The organism is Micromonospora sp. NPDC005707, assembly GCF_040631005.1.
Classification (GTDB): domain Bacteria; phylum Actinomycetota; class Actinomycetes; order Mycobacteriales; family Micromonosporaceae; genus Micromonospora.
Genome location: NZ_JBEXYR010000008.1, coordinates 241,115 through 259,147 on the forward strand (window position 1 = coordinate 241,115; position 18,033 = coordinate 259,147).

An 18,033-nucleotide genomic window follows, 5' to 3' on the forward strand; every position below is an offset into this window, starting at 1 on the left:
TCAGACTCAGAGTCGTTTTCGTGCTGTGGATAACGTCTGTGGATACCGGCCAGACTGTGGATAACTCTGTGGACCGCCGGGCCGGCCGGTGGATCTCCGGCCGGCCCGGCGCGGTCCGTCAGATGTCCAGGAACCGCACGTCCTTGGCGTTGCGCTGGATGAACGAACGGCGTGCCTCGACGTCCTCACCCATCAGGACGCTGAACAGCTCGTCGGCGGTTGCGGCGTCGTCGAGCGTCACCTGGCGCAGGGTGCGGGTGGCCGGGTTCATCGTGGTCTCCCACAGCTCGGGATAGTTCATCTCGCCGAGACCCTTGAACCGCTGGATGTCGTCCGGCCGGGCGTTGGCCTTCTTCTGCTGGCGCAGCGCGATCAGCCCGTCCCGTTCCCGGTCCGAGTACGCGTACTGCGCGTCGTCGCCCTTCTTGTTCCACTTGATCTTGTAGAGCGGCGGGGCGGCCAGGTAGACGTGCCCCAGCTCGACCAGCGGCCGCATGAAGCGGAACAGCAGGGTGAGCAGCAGCGTCTGGATGTGCTGGCCGTCGACGTCGGCGTCGGCCATCAGCACGATCTTGTGGTAGCGCAGCTTCTCGATGTCGAAGTCGTCGTGGATGCCGGTGCCCAGCGCGGTGATGAGCGCCTGGACCTCGTTGTTCTTGAGCACCCGGTCGATCCGGGCCTTCTCCACGTTGAGGATCTTGCCGCGGATCGGCAGGATCGCCTGGGTACGCGGGTCGCGCCCCTGTTTGGCCGAGCCGCCGGCGGAGTCACCCTCGACGATGAACACCTCGGACTCACGCGGGTCGGTCGACTGGCAGTCGGCCAGCTTGCCCGGCATCGAGCCGGACTCCAGCAGCGACTTGCGCCGGGCCAGCTTGCGCGCCTGCTGGGCGGCGATCCGGGCCCGCGCCGCCTGGGACGCCTTGGTGATGATGGTCTTGGCCTCGGCCGGGTTCCGGTCGAACCAGTCGACCAGCCACTCGTTGCAGACCCGCTGCACGAAGCTCTTCACTGGGGTGTTGCCGAGCTTGGTCTTGGTCTGGCCCTCGAACTGCGGGTTGGCCAGCTTGACCGAGATGATCGCGGCCAGGCCCTCGCGGATGTCCTCGCCGGAGAGCTTCTCGTCGCCCTTGAGCAGCTTCTTGTCCGCGCCGTAGCGGTTGACCACGCTGGTCAGCGCGGCCCGGAAGCCCTCCTCGTGGGTGCCGCCCTCGTGGGTGTTGATCGTGTTGGCGAAGGTGTAGACCGACTCGCCGTACGACTCGTTCCACTGCATGGCGATCTCGACCGACATGCCCTCCTCCTCGGCGCCGAACTCGACCACCGTCTTGTGGATCGGGTTCTTGGAGGCGTTGAGGTGCCGGACGAAGTCGGCGATGCCGCCCTTGTAGAGGAAGGTGACCTCGCGCTGCTTGCCCTCCTCACCATCGGAGACCCGCTCGTCGAGCAGGTGGATGGTGAGGCCCCGGTTGAGGAAGGCCATCTCCTGCAGGCGCCGGTAGATGGTCTGGAAGTCGAGGTCGACCGTCTCGAACACGTCGGGGTCGGGCCAGAAGGAGACCGCCGAGCCGCTCCGGTCGGTCGTCTCGCCCTTCTCCAGCGGGGTGGGCTTGGAGTTGTGGTACTGCTGCCGCCAGACGAAGCCGTCCTTGTGGATCTCCACGGCCATCCGGGTGGAGAGCGCGTTCACCACCGAGACGCCGACGCCGTGCAGGCCGCCGGAGACCGCGTACGCCTTCCCGTCGAACTTGCCGCCCGCGTGCAGCACGGTCAGCGCGACCTCGACACCCGGCTTCTTGAGCTTCGGGTGGAGGTCGACCGGGAAGCCACGACCGTTGTCGGTGACCCGGACGCCGCCGTCGGCCAGCAGCACCACGTCGATGGTGTCGCAGTAGCCGGCCAGCGCCTCGTCCACAGCGTTGTCGACGACCTCCCACACGAGGTGGTGCAGACCGCGTTCACCGGTGGACCCGATGTACATACCGGGCCGCTTCCGGACCGCCTCCAGGCCCTCGAGAACGGTGATCGACTCGGCGCCGTACTTCTTGTTGTCCTCCGCTGCCACCCTCGGCCACTTTCTCGCACCGGCCGCGCCAGGGCGCGGGGCGCGGGTTCGGCGGACAGGACGCGACGTCGGCGCGCACAAACCGGTCCCCGGATCTCCAGGTCACGGATCGCGTACGCCGGTCGCCGCGGATGCCCGCGGATCGCGATCGGCTCGACCCGATGCGGGACAATGATCAAGGGCCCTGGGGCCCCTGTCCGTCGCTCCGTGTCGGGTCTTTCGTCTCGTCGTCAATCTTACTCTGCGCAGCCGACCAAACCGCCACTCGGCACCCCCTCCGGGGCGGCTGAGATTGCCGTAGGGGGCCGAACCGCGCTATCCACGACTCCCCCTACACGGCTCCGGCGGCTTCCGGTCGCGGCACGGCGTCAGACGTGCCGGGCTGAAGTCGTCGTCGCCCTGATCGAGGGCGCGGCCGGCACCGGATCGGTGGCGGCGGGTGACCGACCGGGGGTCGCGGCGGGACCGGACGTGCCGTACCTTTTGCGGCGCCGCCACCTGCGGTCTTGATCTTTCGCGGCCGGAACCGGGACGATCGACCCGATCGGTCGGACAACGTGCTTGCTGAGAGGTGACGCCAGATGGGGCTGGACAACGTCGCGGTGCACTGGCCGCGGACCGGCCGCTTCTACGATCCGGTCGCGCCGGCCGAGTTCGTCGACTTCAGCGAGATCGTGGACATGCCACGCATCTCGGCGCCGACCGCCGCGCTCGCCGAGCTGATCGCGAAGACCGGCACGGTGCGGGCGACGGCGTACACCGAACTCGTCGACCTCATCCTCGGTCTGGAAAATGTGCTGTACGCCACGGAGAACTCCGCCGAGGACGAGGACCCGGTGATCGACCCGGACGGCTGCTCCTGGATCGCCGAGGGCGTGGAGAAGTTCGTGGCCCGGCACCGGCCCTTCGGCGAGGCGGTCACCTTCGAGTCGGTGAGCGAGGTGCTGCGCTCGCTGCTCGGCGACGGGCGCCTGGCCGAGCAGCAGCTCCGCTGGCTGGACAGCCGGCTGGACAAGCTGCGCGACGAGAGCGGCGAGCCGCCGCAGTGGAACTTCACCTGCGCCGAGCTGAGCGTTCTCGCCGCCTTCTACCGGCGCTGCGCCGAGCGCGGCTTCGCGGTCTATGCCGACGCCTGACCCGGCTGCCCGGCCTCGCCGGGCCCGGCCGTCGTGGCCCGGTTGGCCGCCGCGATCACCTCGGTGAGCACCGTGTGCAGGTGCCGCAGGTCCGCCAGCGGCAGGCCGAGCCGCTGCACGATCGCCGGCGGGATCCGCTCGGCCTGTGCCCGGAGCGCCCGCCCGCTGGCGGTGAGCGAGACGGCCAGGCTGCGCTCGTCCGACGCGTCGCGCTCCCGCCGCACGTAGCCGGCGGCTTCGAGCCGCTTGAGCAGCGGTGACAGGGTGCCCGGGTCGAGCTGGAGCAGCCGGCTCAGCTCCCGGACCGACAGCGGCGCGTGCTGCCAGAGCGCCAGCATGACCAGGTACTGCGGGTGGGTGAGCCCCATGGGCTCCAACAGCGGGCGGTAGACCGCGACGACGCCGCGCGCGGCGACGGAGAGCGCGAAGCACACCTGCTGCTCCAGCGCCAGGGGATCGCCTTCGAGCCGGTCGGCCACCCTCGTCCTCCTCGTCCGGTCGTTGCGATGGTAGCAACGATTGGTGTACCAATTATTGGCACACCAATCGTACGTGGTCGGCGAGGAGAGGTCGGGCGGATGAGCGGCGACGAGCAGCAGGTGGGCGACGCTTCCGGCAAGGGCGGTCGCCTGCTGGGCTGGGTGTTCCAGAACCTGGCCGGCCCGTCCCAGGTGCAGGGCGCCGTGCAGGGCGGTTCCCGGCTGGCCCGCGAGGCCTGGAAGCAGGACCTGGAGCGGCGCAAGCAGTGGAGCCGCGAACAGCGGGAGCTCAAGCGCGCCCAGCGGGAGGCACGCCGCGGCGACCGGTGACGGTCAGCCGTAGGTGTCGCGCGGCCCCCGCCCCCGCACCCGGCGCGGGCCACGCGACCAGGACGGCGCCGCCGGGCCGTGGATGTGCAGCTTGCGCACCACGTTGTGGCCCACCTCGCTGGCGATCTGCTTGAGCAGCGAGCCGGCGAGCAGCCGCAGCTGGGTGGCCCAGGCCGTCGAGCGGGCCTCCACGGTCAGCTCGCCGTTCTCCAGCTTCACCGGGCGGCTGTGCTGCGCCACCTCCGGACCGACCACCCGCTCCCAGGCGCCGAAGACCGTCGCCTCGGCCGCCGGCTGCTGCCAGCCGCGCGCCTTGACCAGCTTGTCCAGCACCGCGCCGAGCGGCTGCGGGTCCCGCGGGTCCGGACCCGGGCCGGAATAGCCGCGCAGCCGCTTCTCGCCGTCGCCACGAACCGCGCCGCGCCGCCGCGTACCGCCCGCCGCCTGCCGGCGGGCCTTCGCCGCGTCCAGCACCGCCCGGGCCAGCTCCGGCCCGGACGTCCCCTCCGGCAGGTCCGCGCCGGCCTCGCCGCCCGGCTTCGCTTCCGGCCCCTCCGGCGTACGCCCACCGCGTCCCGGCCCCAGCCGTGCGGGCGGGAGTTCCACCTCATCCGACACGGCGTACCGTCCCCTCGCCCACCGCGTACCGGGTACCCCGCAGGGTCGCCGGCACGTCGTCGTCGACCGCGCAGGTCACCAGGAGCTGGCTCGCACCGCCGACCAGCTCGGCCAGCCGCTCCCGCCGGCCGGCGTCCAGCTCGGCGAAGACGTCGTCCAGCACCAGCACCGGCTCGATCCCGTCCGCGCGCAGCAGGTCGTAGCCGGCCAGCCGCAGCGCCAGCGCGTAGGACCAGGACTCGCCGTGGCTGGCGTAGCCCTTGGCGGGCAGCGGGCCGAGGGTCAGCGCCAGATCGTCCCGGTGCGGGCCGACCAGCGTGGTGCCCCGCTCGATCTCCGCCGACCGGCTCGCGGTCAGCGCGGCGCCGAGCGCCTCGACCAGGGCCGCCCGGTCGGTGGTCGACTCGGGCAGCTCCACCGACGGCCGGTACGCGATCCCCGCCGCACCCCGGCCCGCCGCCACCGCGTCGTACGCCTTCGCCACGTGCGGGGTCAGGGCGGCGACCAGCTCCAGCCGGCCGGCGAGCAGCTCCGCGCCGTGGTGCGCCAGGTGCGTGTCCCAGACCGCGAGGGTGGACAGGTCCCCGCCCCGCGAGCCGCCCGTCTTCCGGGCCAGGTACGCCGTCCGCAGCAGCGCGTTGCGCTGCTTGACCACCCGCTCGTAGTCGGCGCGGACCCCGGCGTACCGGGGCTGGCGGGTGACCAGCAGGTCGTCCAGGTAGCGGCGGCGCTCGGCCGGATCCCCGCGGACGAGTTCCAGGTCCTCCGGGGCGAAGAGCACCAGCCGCAGCGCGCCCAGCACGTCCCGGGCGCGGCGGGCCGGGGAGCGACCCAGCCGGGCCCGGTTGGCCTTGCCCGGGACGATCTCCAGCTCGATCAGGAGCTCCCGGCCCTCGTGCACCACCGCGCAGCGGATCACCGCCGAGCTGGCGCCCATCCGGACCAGTGGGGCGTCCGTGGCGACCCGGTGCGAGTCCAGGGTCGCCACGTAGCCCAACGCCTCGACCAGGTTGGTCTTGCCGACGCCGTTCGCGCCGACCAGCACGTTCGGCCCCGGCTCCAGGTCGACGCCGACCCGCTCGTACGAGCGGAAGTCGACAAGTTCGAGCCGGCGGACGTACACAGGCTGTGGACGCCGGTCAGCGCTTGCGGACGGCGTGCCCACCGAACTGCTGGCGCAGCGCGGCGACGGCCTTCATGGCGGGCGAGTCGTCCTGCCGGGAGGCGAACCGGGCGAACAGCGAGGCGGTGATGACGTTCAGCGGCACGGCGAGCCGCACCGCCTCGTCGACCGTCCAGCGGCCCTCGCCGGTGTCCTCGGTGTAACCGCTCAGCTCGGTGAGCTCCGGGTCCTCGTCGAGTGCCCGGTCGAGCAGGTCGAGCAGCCAGGACCGGACCACGGTGCCCTCGCGCCAGGACTTGAAGACACCCGGCACGTTGGTCACCAGCTCGGAGGCGGCCAGCAGCTCGTAGCCCTCGGCGTAGGCGTGCATGAGGCCGTACTCGATGCCGTTGTGCACCATCTTGGCGTAGTGGCCGGCGCCGACCGGGCCGGCGTGCACGAAGCCGAACTCGCCCTCGGGCTTGAGCGCCTCGAAGATCGGCATGAGCCGCCCGACGTGCTCCTGGGCGCCGCCGACCATCAGGGCGTACCCGTTCTGCTTGCCCCAGACGCCGCCGGAGACGCCGACGTCGATGTAGCCGATGCCCTGCTCGTTGAGGCGCTCGGCGCGCGGGGCGTCGTCGCTGAACCGGGAGTTGCCGCCGTCGATGATGATGTCGCCCTCGCCGAGGACGCCGGCGAGCTCGTCGATGGTGGCGTCGGTGACGCCGGCCGGGACCATCACCCAGACCGCGCGGGGCGATTCCAGCTTCTCGGCCAGCTCCGCGAGGCTCGCGACGTCGCTCAGCTCCGCGTTGCGGTCGTAACCGACCACCTCGTGACCGGCGGCGCGCAACCGCTCGCGCATGTTGCCGCCCATCCGGCCGAGTCCTACCAGGCCGAGCTGCATCTGCTCCTACCTCCGTACGTCTGGATCGTGCTGCCGGCGATCAGCGGGACACGCGGATCGGCATGATGAGGTACCGGTACCCGGGGATGACCTCGCCATCCTCGCCGGCGGGGGAAATCACCGCAGGCTTGAAGGCGTCGACGAACGCCAGCTGGGCGTGCTGGGCGCCCAGGTTGGTCAGGCCGTCGATCAGGTACTGCGGGTTGAAGCCGATGGTCAGCGGGTCGCCCGTGAAGGTCGCCTCCATGGCCTCGCTGGCCCGGGCCTCCTCGGTGCCGCCGGCCTCGACCACCAGGCCGTCGGAGCTGAAGCTGAGCAGCACCGGGGTGGTGCGCTCGGCGACCAGCGCCACGCGCTTGACCACCTCGATGAGCGTGGCGACCGGGACGCGGGCCTCGGCGTTGTGGCTCGCCGGGAAGAGCGAGCGCACCGGCGGGTAGTTGGCCCCGTCGAGCAGCCGGCTGGTGGTCCGGCGGGTGCCGCCCGAGAAACCGATCATGCCCTCGCCGGCACCGCCCTGGGAGAGCGCCATGGTCACGTGGCCGCCGAGCGGGCCGAGGGCCTTGGCGGTGTCGTGCAGGGTCCGGGCGGGCACCAGCGCGTTGAGGCTGATCTCCGGGTCGTCCGGGTTCCACTCCATCTCGCGCAGGGCCAGGCGGTAGCGGTCGGTGGCGAGCATCGCCAGCGTGCTGCCGGAGAGCTCGATCCGGACGCCGGTCATCATCGGCAGCGTCTCGTCCCGCCCGGCGGCCACGGCAACCTGGGCGACGGCGGCGGCGAAGGCGGCCGCGTCGACGGTGCCGGCGCTCTCCGGCATCTCCGGCAGGGTCGGGTAGTCCTCGACCGGCATGGTCGGCAGGGTGAACCGGGCGCTGCCGCACACCAGCTCCAGGTGCGCGCCGACGGCGGCGATGTCCACCGGCTTGGCCGGGAGCGCCTTGGTGATCTCGGCGAGCAGCCGGCCGGAGACCAGGGCGGCCCCGTCGGCGTCACCCTGCACCTCGACGGTGACCTGGCTGGAGACCTCGTAGTCGAAGCCGGAGACCTGCAGGTTGCCGTCGGTGACGCGGAGCATCACCCCGGCCAGCACCGGCACGGAAGGTCGGTTGGGCAGGCTCTTGGCGGTCCACGCGACCGCCTCGGCGAGCGCGTCGCGCTCCACTCGGAACTTCATCAATGCCTCCGCGTCGACGTCAGCGACAACTCTCTCATGCCGACCGCTGCCACCCGTCCCGCCCGACCGTGCGGGTTCCCCTCGCACCTTAGGGCGCGTGGGCATCGGCTGTGCGCCCGACCCCGTGGATCCAGGTGCCCGGGTGACTGCCGGCGGCAGTGCTCCGGCCCGATCCACAGGAAGTCCAACGGTGATGATTGGTTTTTGTTGTTTAGAAGAGATAACTCATCGTCTTCATCGCACCTGTGCAAACTGTGGAGAACCGGCGTCCGCCCAGGTCAGACAGGTTATCCACCGGTGGTTTCGCTGTGGAGAACCAGGGGTACAACCCGTGTCTGAGTCCACAGCCGCCGCCAGCCGCCGGGTTATCCACGGCTGTCCACCGGTTGTCCACCGCTAATCCACCGGGTTTCTCCCCAGTGTTGTGGACAGCGCCGGCGGCGTCGACGGCCGTCATCCCCAGAACCTTCAACAGGCCGCCCACAGGCGGACCGTCGTCGGTGGACAACGTGACCGTTGTCCCCAGGCGTCCACAGCCTCGTCCCCAGGGGTTGTCCACAGTCTGTGGGTAACCGGGCGGAGACCGAGCGTGGTTTTCCACCGTCTGTGGAACAGGGGGTGTGGACAACCGGGTCGGGGTGTGGATGAACACGACACCGATCGTGGGCCCTGAACCGGGTCGAGGGTCAAGCTCCGCATCTCCACAGGCACGAAAAAGCCCGGCCGGTGAGCCCGGCCGGGCGTCGCGTCGGCGTACGGATCAGGTGGTCTGCTTGATCCGGTTGGTCAGCTCGGCGATCTGGTTGTAGAGCGAGCGCCGCTCGGCCATCTGCTGGCGGATCTTCCGGTCGGCGTGCATGACGGTGGTGTGGTCCCGGCCGCCGAACGCCTGCCCGATCCGGGGCAGCGACAGGTCGGTCAGCTCGCGGCACAGGTACATGGCCACCTGACGGGCGTTGACCAGCACGCGGGACCGGGAGTGGCCACGCAGATCCTCCAGGCTCACGCCGAAGTAGTCCGCGGTCGAGACCATGATCTGGTCGGCGGTGATCTCCGGGCCGGCGCCGTCCGGGATGAAGTCCCGCAGCACCTCCTCGGCCAGCGACAGCTCCACCGACGAGCGGGTGAGGCTGGCGAACGCGGTGACCCGGATCAGCGCCCCCTCGAGTTCCCGGATCGAGTTCGACACCCGGGAGGCGATGAACTCCAGCACGTCCGGCGGGGCGTACAGCCGCTCCTGCGCCGCCTTCTTCTGCAGGATCGCGATCCGGGTCTCCAGGTCCGGCGGCTGGATGTCGGCGAGCAGCCCCCACTCGAACCGGGTCCGCAGCCGGTCCTCCAGCGTCGCCAGCTGCTTGGGCGAGCGGTCGGAGGTGATCACGATCTGCTTGTTGGCGTTGTGCAGCGTGTTGAAGGTGTGGAAGAACTCCTCCTGGGTCCGCTCCCGGTTCTCCAGGAACTGGATGTCGTCGATCAGGAGGATGTCCACGTCCCGGTAGCGGCGCTGGAACGCGCTCGTCTTGTCGTCGCGCAGCGAGTTGATGAAGTCGTTGGTGAACTCCTCGGTCGAGACGTACCGGACCGAGCGGGCGTTGCCCAGCGTCGTGGCGTAGTGCCCGATGGCGTGCAGCAGGTGGGTCTTGCCCAGCCCGGAGCTGCCGTAGATGAAGAGCGGGTTGTACGCCTTCGCCGGCGACTCGGCCACCGCGACGCTCGCCGCGTGGGCGAAGCGGTTCGACGAGCCGATGACGAACGTCTCGAACATGTACTTCGGGTTGAGCCGGTTCCCACCGCTCTCCGCCCCGCCGGGCATCCGCCGGTCGGCCTGGCCGCCCGGGCGGTGGTGGTCCGGGCCGCCGCGGCCGGGGCCGCTGTCCGTGGCGCCGTCGCGGGGCAGGCCGCGCATCGGCGGGGCGTCGGCCGGGCCGGGCGCCTCCCGGTAGCGGGGCTCGTAGCCCCCGGCGTCGGGGGCGGCCGGTTCGACCCGGGGCCGATCGTCGAAGCCCCGGTGCTCGGGGGTGGCACGCAGCGGCTCGGCGAAGGCGGCGCTGAACAGCGTGTCCTGCCCGTCGCGGCTGGCCGGGATGAGTTGCGGCCGGACGCCGTCGGCGGTGCGCTGCCGCGGGGCCGGCTCGTCGGCGGGCGGCTCCGGACGCGGATCGGCGTACGCCGGGGCCTCCGGCCGGGCCGGGGGGAAACCCAGCTCGGGGAAGCCGGGCGCGGCGTCGGCGGGGCCGGGCTGGTCGAAACCGGTGAGCAGATCCGGTGGGGCGGCGGGGCCGACGGCCGGCTCCGGGTTGCTGCGGTAGACGGTGCCGGCCGGGCGGCCACCCGGGTCCTCCGCGACGCGCACCGTGACGGCCACCTGGATGGGCCGGCCGAGCCGGCGGCTCAACGCCTCGGTGATGGCCGGGCGGAGACGGGACTCGATCACGTCCCGGGTGAAGGCGTCGGGCACGGAGAGCAGTGCGGTGTCCTCGACGATCGCGCGCAGCCGGGTCAGCCGGAGGTACGCCCGCTGCTGCGCGGAGATGATCTCGTCGGCGAGTTCGTCGGTCGTCGCCGCCCACACCGCGGCAAGGTCGGTCGCTCCGGTCACCGTCGTGCCACCCCCCTCGCCTCTCCTCACGCCCGCCCGGACGGCTGACCGGTCGTCATCCACAAGTTATCCACAGCCTGTGTGTACCGACCGATTGTGGCCGCCCACCGGACGCGGGTCGGACCTGCCCCCTGATTCCCGGAGGCACTGAAGCGGGTTCACCGTGCCGAACGATTCACTACCTTGTCCGGTCTTGCCGGTCAGCGACAACCGACACTCCAGCTCGGCGCGTCTGACGCCGCGCGGCGACCTGGAGCCGTCGTCCCGGACCCCCGACGCTGACCGCAATCGGGCACGCTAACAGCGCGGACCCCACGCCATCAACCGTCGACACCGGGGCAGCCTTGTCAACATCAGTGAAAACCGCCCCTTCGGTCGCGCTTCCGGCGCTGGTCGCGGCCGGGGTGCGAGGTTTGACGGTCATTGCCCCCCTGCGTAGGCTGGAACGGCTGCTCTCACGCCCTCTGCTAGGGTGATGGGTGCTTGCTGTCCGCGGTCACCTCCCCGCTCCGCCGGGGTCCCACGCCGCCGGGCAGCACCGATCGGAGGCCACCGTCGAGGTGGCCTGGACCACCACACGACCCCGGGCGATCCCCCGCGCGGGGCGTACGACAACGGAGAGCCTGACGTGAGCAAGCGCACCTACCAGCCGAACAACCGCCGGCGCGCGAAGACCCACGGCTTCCGGCTGCGCATGCGCACCCGTGCCGGCCGTGCCATCCTCTCGACCCGTCGCAGCAAGGGCCGCGCCCGCCTGTCGGCCTGAGGCCGACCGGTCCGGTCCGGGGACGTGGGCAGTCGTGCTGGCCGCCGCGCAGCGACTGCGGCGGAGTAATGACTTCGCCGCAGCGGTCCGGGGTGGCCGACGTGTCGGCCGCGGCGCCGTCGTGGTGCACCTGACCCTCTCCGAGCAGACCGGATCCACCGCGACAACCTCGCCGGAGCCGGCGCGGAGCAGCGGTGCGGAGACCTCCGCACCGAGCCGCGCCGGCTTCGTCGTGTCCAAGGCCGTCGGCAACGCCGTGGTCCGGAACACGGTCCGGCGCCGGCTCCGCCACCTGGTCCGCGAGCGGCTGGCCGGTCTGCCCGCCGGCAGCACCCTGGTGGTACGCGCACTGCCGCCGGCCGCCCAGGCGTCGTACGCCCGGCTCGGTGCCGACCTGGACGCCGCCCTCGCCGCCGCTCGCTCCCCTCGGGGCCGGCGGTCCCGGTGACCGAACACACCGCCGCGCCGCGGCCCACAACCGGTGCCCGCATGCTGCTGGCGCCCATCATCGCGTACCGTCGGTGGATAAGTCCGGCGCTGCCGGCCCGCTGCCGGTTCTACCCGTCGTGCAGTGCCTACGCCGTCGAGGCGGTGACCCGGCACGGTGCGCTGCGGGGAGCCTGGTTGACGGTCCGGCGGCTGTCGCGCTGCCACCCCTTCCATCCTGGTGGACACGACCCGGTGCCGGAGCCGGGCGACCGCCGCCGTGCCGACGTGACTGGAGCCTGAGTGTTTAGTCTCGACTGGATCTACTACGCGATCTCGTGGATCCTGCTGACCTGGCACTCGGCCTGGGACGCCATCGGGGTTCCGGTCGGGGCCGTGATCGGCACGAACTGGGCCTGGATCCTGTCCATCATCTTCCTGGTGGTCACGGTCCGGGTGATCCTGTTCCCGGTCTTCGTCAAGCAGATCAAGTCTCAGCGGGCCATGCAGGCGCTCCAGCCCAAGGTCAAGGAGCTGCAGGAGAAGCACAAGGGTGACCGGGAGACGCTCCAGAAGGAGATGATGGAGCTCTACCGGAAGGAAAAGGCCAACCCGCTCATGGGCTGCCTTCCGATGTTCCTCCAGATCCCGGTCTTCCTCGGCCTGTTCCACACGCTCAAGCGGCTCAACCCGGACAACCAGGGCAAGACCCTGTACGGCTGGACCGTCGAGCAGTTCAACAGCGCCTCCAGCGCGAAGCTCTTCACCGCTCCGATCTCGGGCCGGTTCGGCTCCACGGCCGACGAGCTGGCCAACCTGGGCGCGAACAGCACGACGGTCAAGATCGTCGCCGGCATCCTGGTCCTGATCATGATCGCCACCACCTACCTGACCAGCCGGCAGATGATCCTCAAGACCGGCTGGGCCGAGGACCCGCAGCAGCGGATGGTCCAGCGCCTGATGCTGTACGGCATCCCGGTCTCGCTGCTCGTCTCGGGCTCGATCTTCCCGATCGGTGTGATCATCTACTGGGTCACCAACAACCTCTTCACCCTCGGCCAGCAGCAGTGGGTGCTGCGGAAGTTCCCGCCGCTGGTGCCGCAGAAGAGCAGCACCGCCGGCAAGGCCGCCGCGGGCAAGGCCGCCGCCCAGCCGGCCAAGATCGGTGGCCTGCTCGGCCGCAAGACCGCCCAGCCGGCCGTCAAGGCCCCCGCCGCCGCCCCGAAGGTGGCCGGCCCGAAGCCCGGCGCCAAGCCGGTCAACCCGAAGAAGGGCAGCGGCCGGCCCGCCAAGCGACAGGGCTGAGCCCCACCGGGCCGCCGCCGGACACCGGTGGCGGCCCGTTCCGGTCCCCGAGCTGCCACCCGAGGAGTCGGCGCCGGACCGGAACCGCCGCGCGGAGCGCGGTCACGGGCGAAACTGGCCCGTACAGACCTGCCCGAGGGCACCGGCGAACCTCCCGCCGGCCCCCGGGAGACCAGCGGACCCGACGGTCCGGCCGAGCGAGTACGGAGATGAGACCGTGACCGACACCAGCATCCCCAGCGCGGACCAGTCCCTGGACGAGGAGACTGCGCCGGCCGCCACCACGGAGGAGGCCGAGGACACCCAGGCCGAGGGCCGGGAGAAGAAGGCACCGGCCGACAGCGACCTGTTCCGGCAGAGCGAGATCGCCGCCGACTACGTCGAGGGGCTGCTCGACATCCTCGACTACGACGGCGACATCGACGAGCTGGTCTCCGGCGGACGCCCGGTCGTCGAGGTGGTCGGCGGCCGCCTGCAGAACCTGGTCGGTCAGCGCGGCGCCACCCTGGAGGCGCTCCAGGAGCTGGCCCGGCTGGCGGTGTTCCGGCAGACCGGTTCGCCGAGCCGCCTGCTGCTCGACGTCGGCGGCTACCGCGCCGCCCGGCGCAAGGAGCTGGCCGCCGTCGCCAAGAACGCGGTGGAGAAGGTGAAGGAGCACGGTGAGGCGGTGCGCCTGGAGCCGATGTCCGCGTTCGAGCGCAAGTGCGTGCACGACGTGGTCAACGCGATGAGCGGTGTGGAGAGCGAGTCCGAGGGCGTCGAGCCGAACCGCCGGATCGTCGTCCGGCCGGTGACGGACTGACGTAGGTGGCCTCCGACAAGACGACGGCGGGTGCCGTGACCGGCCCGGGCGGCAACCCGCCCGGGCCGTCGCCTGTCCACACCGATCCGGCCGTCGACCCGGTCTTCTCCGGGGGCGACGCCCCGGCACACCCGTCCACACCGGTCCCGCCCGCGGCCCCGGTCGACCCGATGTTCTCGGGTGAGCCGGACCTCTCGGGTGAGCCGGCTCCGGCGGCCGCGCAGCCCGTCGCGGGAGCCGATCCCGCCGATGGTGTGACGCCGGCCTTCTCCGCCGCACCCGACGGGCGGCCCGAGCCGTCGGCGCCGACGGAGGCCCCGGCCCCGGGAGGCGCGGTCGACCCGGTGTTCGCCGAGCCGGCCCCCGCCGGCCCCGACCTGGACGACGGTCCCTCCGACGATCGGAGCGGATCTGCACCGTCCCAAGTGGACAGTGAAGGCCAGCCCTCCGGGGTCCAGCCGGCCCCTGGCGAAGCGACGTTGCCGCCCGAGCTGGCGGAGGCCGCCCGTACCCTCTTCGGCGACCGGCTCGACCTGGCCGCCGCGTACGCCGAACTGCTGGCCACCGACGGCGTGGTGCGCGGCCTCATCGGCCCCCGCGAGACGCCGCGGCTCTGGGACCGTCACCTGCTCAACTGCGCGGCGATGGCCGAGCGGATCCCGGAGGGCGCCAGCCTCATCGACGTCGGCTCCGGGGCCGGCCTGCCCGGCCTGGTGCTGGCGATCGCACGGCCCGACCTCACCGTGACCCTGGTCGAGCCGCTCGCCCGGCGCACCGCCTTCCTCATCGAGGCGGTGCAGCAGCTGGGGCTGACCAAGTCGGTCCGGGTGTTTCGTGGACGCGCCGAGGAGGCCGCAGTCGGTTCCCGGGACCGGCAGCCGCTGACCGCCGACATCGTCACCGCGCGCGCGGTGGCCCCACTGGACCGGCTCGCCGGTTGGTGCCTGCCGCTGGCGGTGCCCGGCGGCCGGCTTGTGGCCCTCAAGGGCGCCTCCGCCGCCGAGGAGATCGCCGAGCACGCCGCGGCGGTGGCCCGGCTCGGCGGCGGCGAGCCGGAGCTGCACCGGTGCGGGGTTGACGTGATCGACCCCCCGGCGACGGTGATCGAGGTGGTCCGCGAGCGGATGGTCGGCCCGGCCCGGAAGAAGGCGCCGAAGCGCTCGCGGGGCGGCCGTCGCCGCGGCGCCCAGGGCCGGGACCGCTGACGCGGCACGGCTTTGCGGGCACCCGATCGGTCGTTGGACCGGCTGGGCGTGAGCTGATCGACCAGAACCCGACGTGGACCCGCTGCGCCCGTCGGCCGTAGGCTGGCCGCGCGCCGATAGTGTGGAGCGGCGGTGCCGGGCGGCACCCGAACCCGACCGTTCCCACCGGGCCGGTGACACCGCGCGGCGAGCGCGGGGGCCTGAATGACGGGTGCGGACCGACCATCCGGAGCGGGCAGGGATGACAGGTGCATGACGACGGCAGGTACGACGAGTCACGGGTGACCGGGCCAGGCGGACGACCCTCTGCCACCGGCCCCGTTTCACGTGAAACCAACTCCCAGGGCTGGCCGCCGAGCGGCGAGCCGCATGACCCGTCCACGCGGCCCCCGGACTGTGAACCGGTGGTGCGGCGGGACGCGCCCCCGGTCGGCGCCGTGCGGCCGACGTCGTCCGTACCGGCGAACGTCCCGCCGGCGCGGGACCCGCACGATCCGAACGGCGGCCCGGCGAACGCGCCCACCCCGCGTCCGGCCCCGGTACGCGGGAACGCCGCGGTACCCGCGCGCTACGAGCCGCAGCCGCCGGTGGTGGTCGTGCCGCAGCAGCCCACCCCCGAGTCCGCGCCGGAGGTGGCCGCGACCGCGGCTCCTTCCGACACGCCACCCGATGCCGGCTACGCTGCCGAACCCCCGGCGAGCACGTACGTTTCACGTGAAACCCCGACGCGCGAAGAGGATGACCCACCGTTGGCTATGGAGGCTATGCGCGCCGTGCAGATCCTGAATCCCAGTGGTGAGGTCAGCATGCCCCGCCCTGAACGGACCCGGGTGATGTGCGTCGCCAACCAGAAGGGCGGCGTCGGCAAGACCACCACCACGGTCAACCTGGCAGTGGCGCTCGCCCTGCACGGCAACCGGGTGCTGGTCGTCGACCTCGACCCGCAGGGCAATGCCTCCACCGGGCTCAACGTGCCGCACCACACCGGGGTGCCCGACGTCTACGACTGCCTCATCGACAGCGTGCCGCTGGAGGAGGTGGCCCAGGCCGTCGAGGGCATCCCGAACCTGTGGTGCGTGCCGGCCACCATCGACCTGGCGGGCGCCGAGATCGAGCTGGTCTCGGTCGTCGCCCGGGAGTCCCGGCTGGCCCGGGCCATCGCCGGGTACCCGGGGCACTTCGACTACGTCTTCATCGACTGCCCGCCCTCGCTCGGCCTGCTGACCGTCAACGCGCTGGTCGCCGCGCAGGAGGTGCTGATCCCGATCCAGTGCGAGTACTACGCGCTGGAGGGCCTCAACCAGCTGATCCAGAACATCAATCTGGTCCGGCAGCACCTCAACCCGAAGCTGGAGGTGTCGACGATCCTGCTGACCATGTACGACCGGCGTACCCGGCTGGCCGACGCGGTGGAGCAGGACGTCCGGAACCACTTCGGGGACAAGGTGCTCGAGGCCGTCATCCCCCGTAACGTGCGGGTCTCCGAGGCGCCCAGCTACGGGCAGTCGGTGATGACCTACGATCCCGGTTCGCGGGGGGCCACGAGCTACTTCGAGGCCGCTCAGGAGATTGCCGAGCGAGGCGTCAAGGAGCCGGTGAGCCGTAATGCGTAGCACGGAGAAGTCGCTGGGAGGCGTCGCATGAAGAACCGTCCTCGCGGCGGTCTGGGCCGGGGGCTCGGTGCCCTCATCCCCACCGGGCCCGTGCCGGGCAGCAGCCCGGCGGCCGCCGAACCCGAGAACGGTACGGCGGCAGCCGTCCCGGCGACCCCGGCCGGCGGTGCGGCGGCGGCCGTGACCGGAGCCCTCGGCGCCGGCGACGTGGCCACCCGGGCGACCCCGGACCCCGAGCCCGAGCCGCAACTGAGCCCGGTCCCCGGAGCCCGCTTCGCCGAGATCCCGGTCGACAGCATCGTGCCCAACCCGAAGCAGCCCCGGCACGTCTTCGACGAGGAGGCGCTGGAGGAGCTGAAGACCTCGATCCAGGAGGTGGGCTTCCTCCAGCCGATCGTCGTCCGCCAGCTCGACAGCGAGAAGTACGAACTCGTCATGGGCGAGCGGCGCTGGCGCGCGGCCCAGGCGGTCGGCCGGGAGAGCATCCCCGCCATCGTCCGGGACACCAAGGACGACGCGATGCTCCGGGACGCGCTGCTGGAGAACATCCACCGCGCCAACCTCAACCCGCTCGAAGAGGCGGCCGCGTACCAGCAACTGCTGGAGGAGTTCGGCGCGACCCACGAGGAACTGGCCCGCCGGATCGGCCGGAGCCGGCCGCAGATCTCCAACACCATCCGGCTGATGAATCTGCCGGCCCAGGTGCAGCGCCGGGTCGCCGCCGGGGTGCTCTCCGCCGGCCACGCCCGCGCCCTGCTCAGCCTCGACGACTCCGAGGCGCAGGAGCAGCTCGCCAAGCGCATCGTCGCCGAAGGCATCTCCGTACGCGCCACCGAGGAACTGGTGGCCCTGGCGCTCGCCGACGGCCCGGCGAAGACCCCGGCCGCCAAGCGCCGGCCGAAGCCGCACGCGCCCGCGCTCACGGACCTCGCCGACCGGCTCTCCGACCGCTTCGACACCCGGGTGAAGGTCGACATCGGCCGGAGCAAGGGCAAGATCACGATCGAGTTCGCGACCGTCGACGACCTGGAGCGGATCGTCGGAATCATCGGCGTCGGGCAGGAGGAGCAGCCCGGGGAGTGAGTAGCCGGCTGTCGGCCTCGGCCGCGTGGTCCCTGTGGGGGCGACGCGGCCGAGTCGTTTCCGGGGGCTGGGCGGCTGCCGGTGCTCGGGCCTGGCCAATTGGGGTCGGTGGTGCGGGTCGGTGGTGCGGGTCGGTGGTGCGGGGGCGTGCCGCTTTGGTTCGGGCTTGCTGGATTCTGACGCCCGTCACCGGGGTTGGACCCTGGCGACCCGCCCGATCGGCTCGCTGCGTGGCTTCCCCGGTTTCGCGAGCTGCTCCGGACGCAGGAGCGGCTGCGCCGGGGAGATGCGAGATGATGTGCGACCTGCGTCGGCTGCCACCCGGTCGACGGCTGTCGGTGTCCACGGCGGCCGCCTGCGCGGATCATCTCCGGGGAGGAGCGGGAGGGCATCTGTGCGGGGCCTGACGGGCCTCAGGGC

General features: G+C 71.9%; 17 protein-coding genes. 10 read left to right on the plus strand and 7 right to left on the minus strand.

Features of this window, described 5'->3' with window-relative positions:
* Positions 1 to 118: 118 nt before the first annotated feature.
* Positions 119 to 2,065 (minus strand): DNA topoisomerase (ATP-hydrolyzing) subunit B, encoded by a 1,947-nt coding sequence (gyrB, locus tag ABZ452_RS18565; protein ID WP_357944132.1) that lies wholly within the window; start codon positions 2,063 to 2,065, stop codon positions 119 to 121.
* A gap of 581 nt (positions 2,066 to 2,646) precedes the next feature.
* Between gyrB and ABZ452_RS18570 the strand changes: the two genes are divergently transcribed.
* A complete protein-coding gene (locus tag ABZ452_RS18570) occupies positions 2,647 to 3,201 on the plus strand; it encodes a hypothetical protein (protein ID WP_357944134.1) in 555 nt (184 codons plus the stop codon).
* Here ABZ452_RS18570 and ABZ452_RS18575 read toward each other — a convergent pair.
* Positions 3,186 to 3,680 (minus strand): MarR family transcriptional regulator, encoded by a 495-nt coding sequence (locus tag ABZ452_RS18575; RefSeq protein ID WP_357944136.1) that lies wholly within the window; start codon positions 3,678 to 3,680, stop codon positions 3,186 to 3,188. The two genes, ABZ452_RS18570 and ABZ452_RS18575, sit on opposite strands and share 16 nt — an antisense overlap.
* A gap of 99 nt (positions 3,681 to 3,779) precedes the next feature.
* On the opposite strand from ABZ452_RS18575, the gene ABZ452_RS18580 reads away from it, so the two are divergent.
* Positions 3,780 to 4,010 (plus strand): hypothetical protein, encoded by a 231-nt coding sequence (locus ABZ452_RS18580; protein ID WP_357944139.1) that lies wholly within the window; start codon positions 3,780 to 3,782, stop codon positions 4,008 to 4,010.
* Between the two features lie 3 nt (positions 4,011 to 4,013).
* On the opposite strand, the gene ABZ452_RS18585 is transcribed toward ABZ452_RS18580, so the two are convergent.
* The 5 genes from ABZ452_RS18585 to dnaA all read right to left on the minus strand — a co-directional run bounded on the left by ABZ452_RS18585 (position 4,014) and on the right by dnaA (position 10,413).
* A complete protein-coding gene (locus tag ABZ452_RS18585) occupies positions 4,014 to 4,523 on the minus strand; it encodes a DciA family protein (RefSeq protein WP_357944593.1) in 510 nt (169 codons plus the stop codon).
* 94 nt (positions 4,524 to 4,617) lie between these two features.
* Complete coding sequence (gene recF, locus ABZ452_RS18590) at positions 4,618 to 5,751, minus strand: DNA replication/repair protein RecF (RefSeq protein WP_357944141.1); 1,134 nt, start codon at positions 5,749 to 5,751, stop codon at positions 4,618 to 4,620.
* A 16-nt stretch (positions 5,752 to 5,767) separates the two neighbouring features.
* Positions 5,768 to 6,640, minus strand: coding sequence for a phosphogluconate dehydrogenase (NAD(+)-dependent, decarboxylating) (gene gnd, locus ABZ452_RS18595; protein ID WP_357944143.1), 873 nt, complete (start codon positions 6,638 to 6,640; stop codon positions 5,768 to 5,770).
* 40 nt (positions 6,641 to 6,680) lie between these two features.
* Entirely contained in the window at positions 6,681 to 7,814 is a 1,134-nt protein-coding gene (dnaN, locus tag ABZ452_RS18600) for a DNA polymerase III subunit beta (RefSeq protein ID WP_148429202.1), read from the minus strand.
* 760 nt (positions 7,815 to 8,574) lie between these two features.
* Positions 8,575 to 10,413: a chromosomal replication initiator protein DnaA gene (gene dnaA / locus ABZ452_RS18605; protein ID WP_357944145.1), complete on the minus strand. Its 1,839-nt coding sequence runs from the start codon at positions 10,411 to 10,413 to the stop codon at positions 8,575 to 8,577.
* A 628-nt stretch (positions 10,414 to 11,041) separates the two neighbouring features.
* Here dnaA and rpmH point away from each other — a divergent pair.
* The 8 genes from rpmH to ABZ452_RS18645 all read left to right on the plus strand — a co-directional run bounded on the left by rpmH (position 11,042) and on the right by ABZ452_RS18645 (position 17,613).
* Positions 11,042 to 11,179: a 50S ribosomal protein L34 gene (gene rpmH, locus ABZ452_RS18610; RefSeq protein ID WP_089002791.1), complete on the plus strand. Its 138-nt coding sequence runs from the start codon at positions 11,042 to 11,044 to the stop codon at positions 11,177 to 11,179.
* Positions 11,180 to 11,213: 34 nt separating this feature from the next.
* Positions 11,214 to 11,627, plus strand: a complete 414-nt coding sequence (gene rnpA / locus ABZ452_RS18615; protein WP_357944147.1) for a ribonuclease P protein component — start codon at positions 11,214 to 11,216, stop codon at positions 11,625 to 11,627.
* A 41-nt stretch (positions 11,628 to 11,668) separates the two neighbouring features.
* Positions 11,669 to 11,908, plus strand: a complete 240-nt coding sequence (gene yidD / locus ABZ452_RS18620) for a membrane protein insertion efficiency factor YidD (protein WP_357944596.1) — start codon at positions 11,669 to 11,671, stop codon at positions 11,906 to 11,908.
* Positions 11,909 to 12,910: a membrane protein insertase YidC gene (gene yidC / locus ABZ452_RS18625; RefSeq protein ID WP_357944149.1), complete on the plus strand. Its 1,002-nt coding sequence runs from the start codon at positions 11,909 to 11,911 to the stop codon at positions 12,908 to 12,910. It abuts the gene before it with no gap.
* Between the two features lie 217 nt (positions 12,911 to 13,127).
* Entirely contained in the window at positions 13,128 to 13,712 is a 585-nt protein-coding gene (locus ABZ452_RS18630) for a R3H domain-containing nucleic acid-binding protein (protein ID WP_357944151.1), read from the plus strand.
* A 425-nt stretch (positions 13,713 to 14,137) separates the two neighbouring features.
* Positions 14,138 to 14,917 carry a 16S rRNA (guanine(527)-N(7))-methyltransferase RsmG gene (gene rsmG, locus ABZ452_RS18635; protein ID WP_357944599.1) on the plus strand — a complete coding sequence of 260 codons (780 nt, stop codon included), beginning with the start codon at positions 14,138 to 14,140 and terminating at the stop codon, positions 14,915 to 14,917.
* 248 nt (positions 14,918 to 15,165) lie between these two features.
* A complete protein-coding gene (locus tag ABZ452_RS18640) occupies positions 15,166 to 16,530 on the plus strand; it encodes an AAA family ATPase (RefSeq protein WP_357944153.1) in 1,365 nt (454 codons plus the stop codon).
* A 27-nt stretch (positions 16,531 to 16,557) separates the two neighbouring features.
* Positions 16,558 to 17,613, plus strand: coding sequence for a ParB/RepB/Spo0J family partition protein (locus ABZ452_RS18645; protein ID WP_357944155.1), 1,056 nt, complete (start codon positions 16,558 to 16,560; stop codon positions 17,611 to 17,613).
* The last annotated feature ends 420 nt before the right edge of the window (positions 17,614 to 18,033 follow it).

Coding starts and splice junctions, on each gene's coding strand:
- ABZ452_RS18645 (WP_357944155.1), top strand. CDS start 16,558: ATGAAGAACCGTCCTCGCGGCGGTCTGGGCCGGGGGCTCGGTGCCCTC.
- gnd (WP_357944143.1), bottom strand. CDS start 6,640: ATGCAGCTCGGCCTGGTAGGACTCGGCCGGATGGGCGGCAACATGCGC.
- yidD (WP_357944596.1), top strand. CDS start 11,669: ATGCTGCTGGCGCCCATCATCGCGTACCGTCGGTGGATAAGTCCGGCG.
- ABZ452_RS18580 (WP_357944139.1), top strand. CDS start 3,780: ATGAGCGGCGACGAGCAGCAGGTGGGCGACGCTTCCGGCAAGGGCGGT.
- ABZ452_RS18570 (WP_357944134.1), top strand. CDS start 2,647: ATGGGGCTGGACAACGTCGCGGTGCACTGGCCGCGGACCGGCCGCTTC.
- dnaN (WP_148429202.1), bottom strand. CDS start 7,814: ATGAAGTTCCGAGTGGAGCGCGACGCGCTCGCCGAGGCGGTCGCGTGG.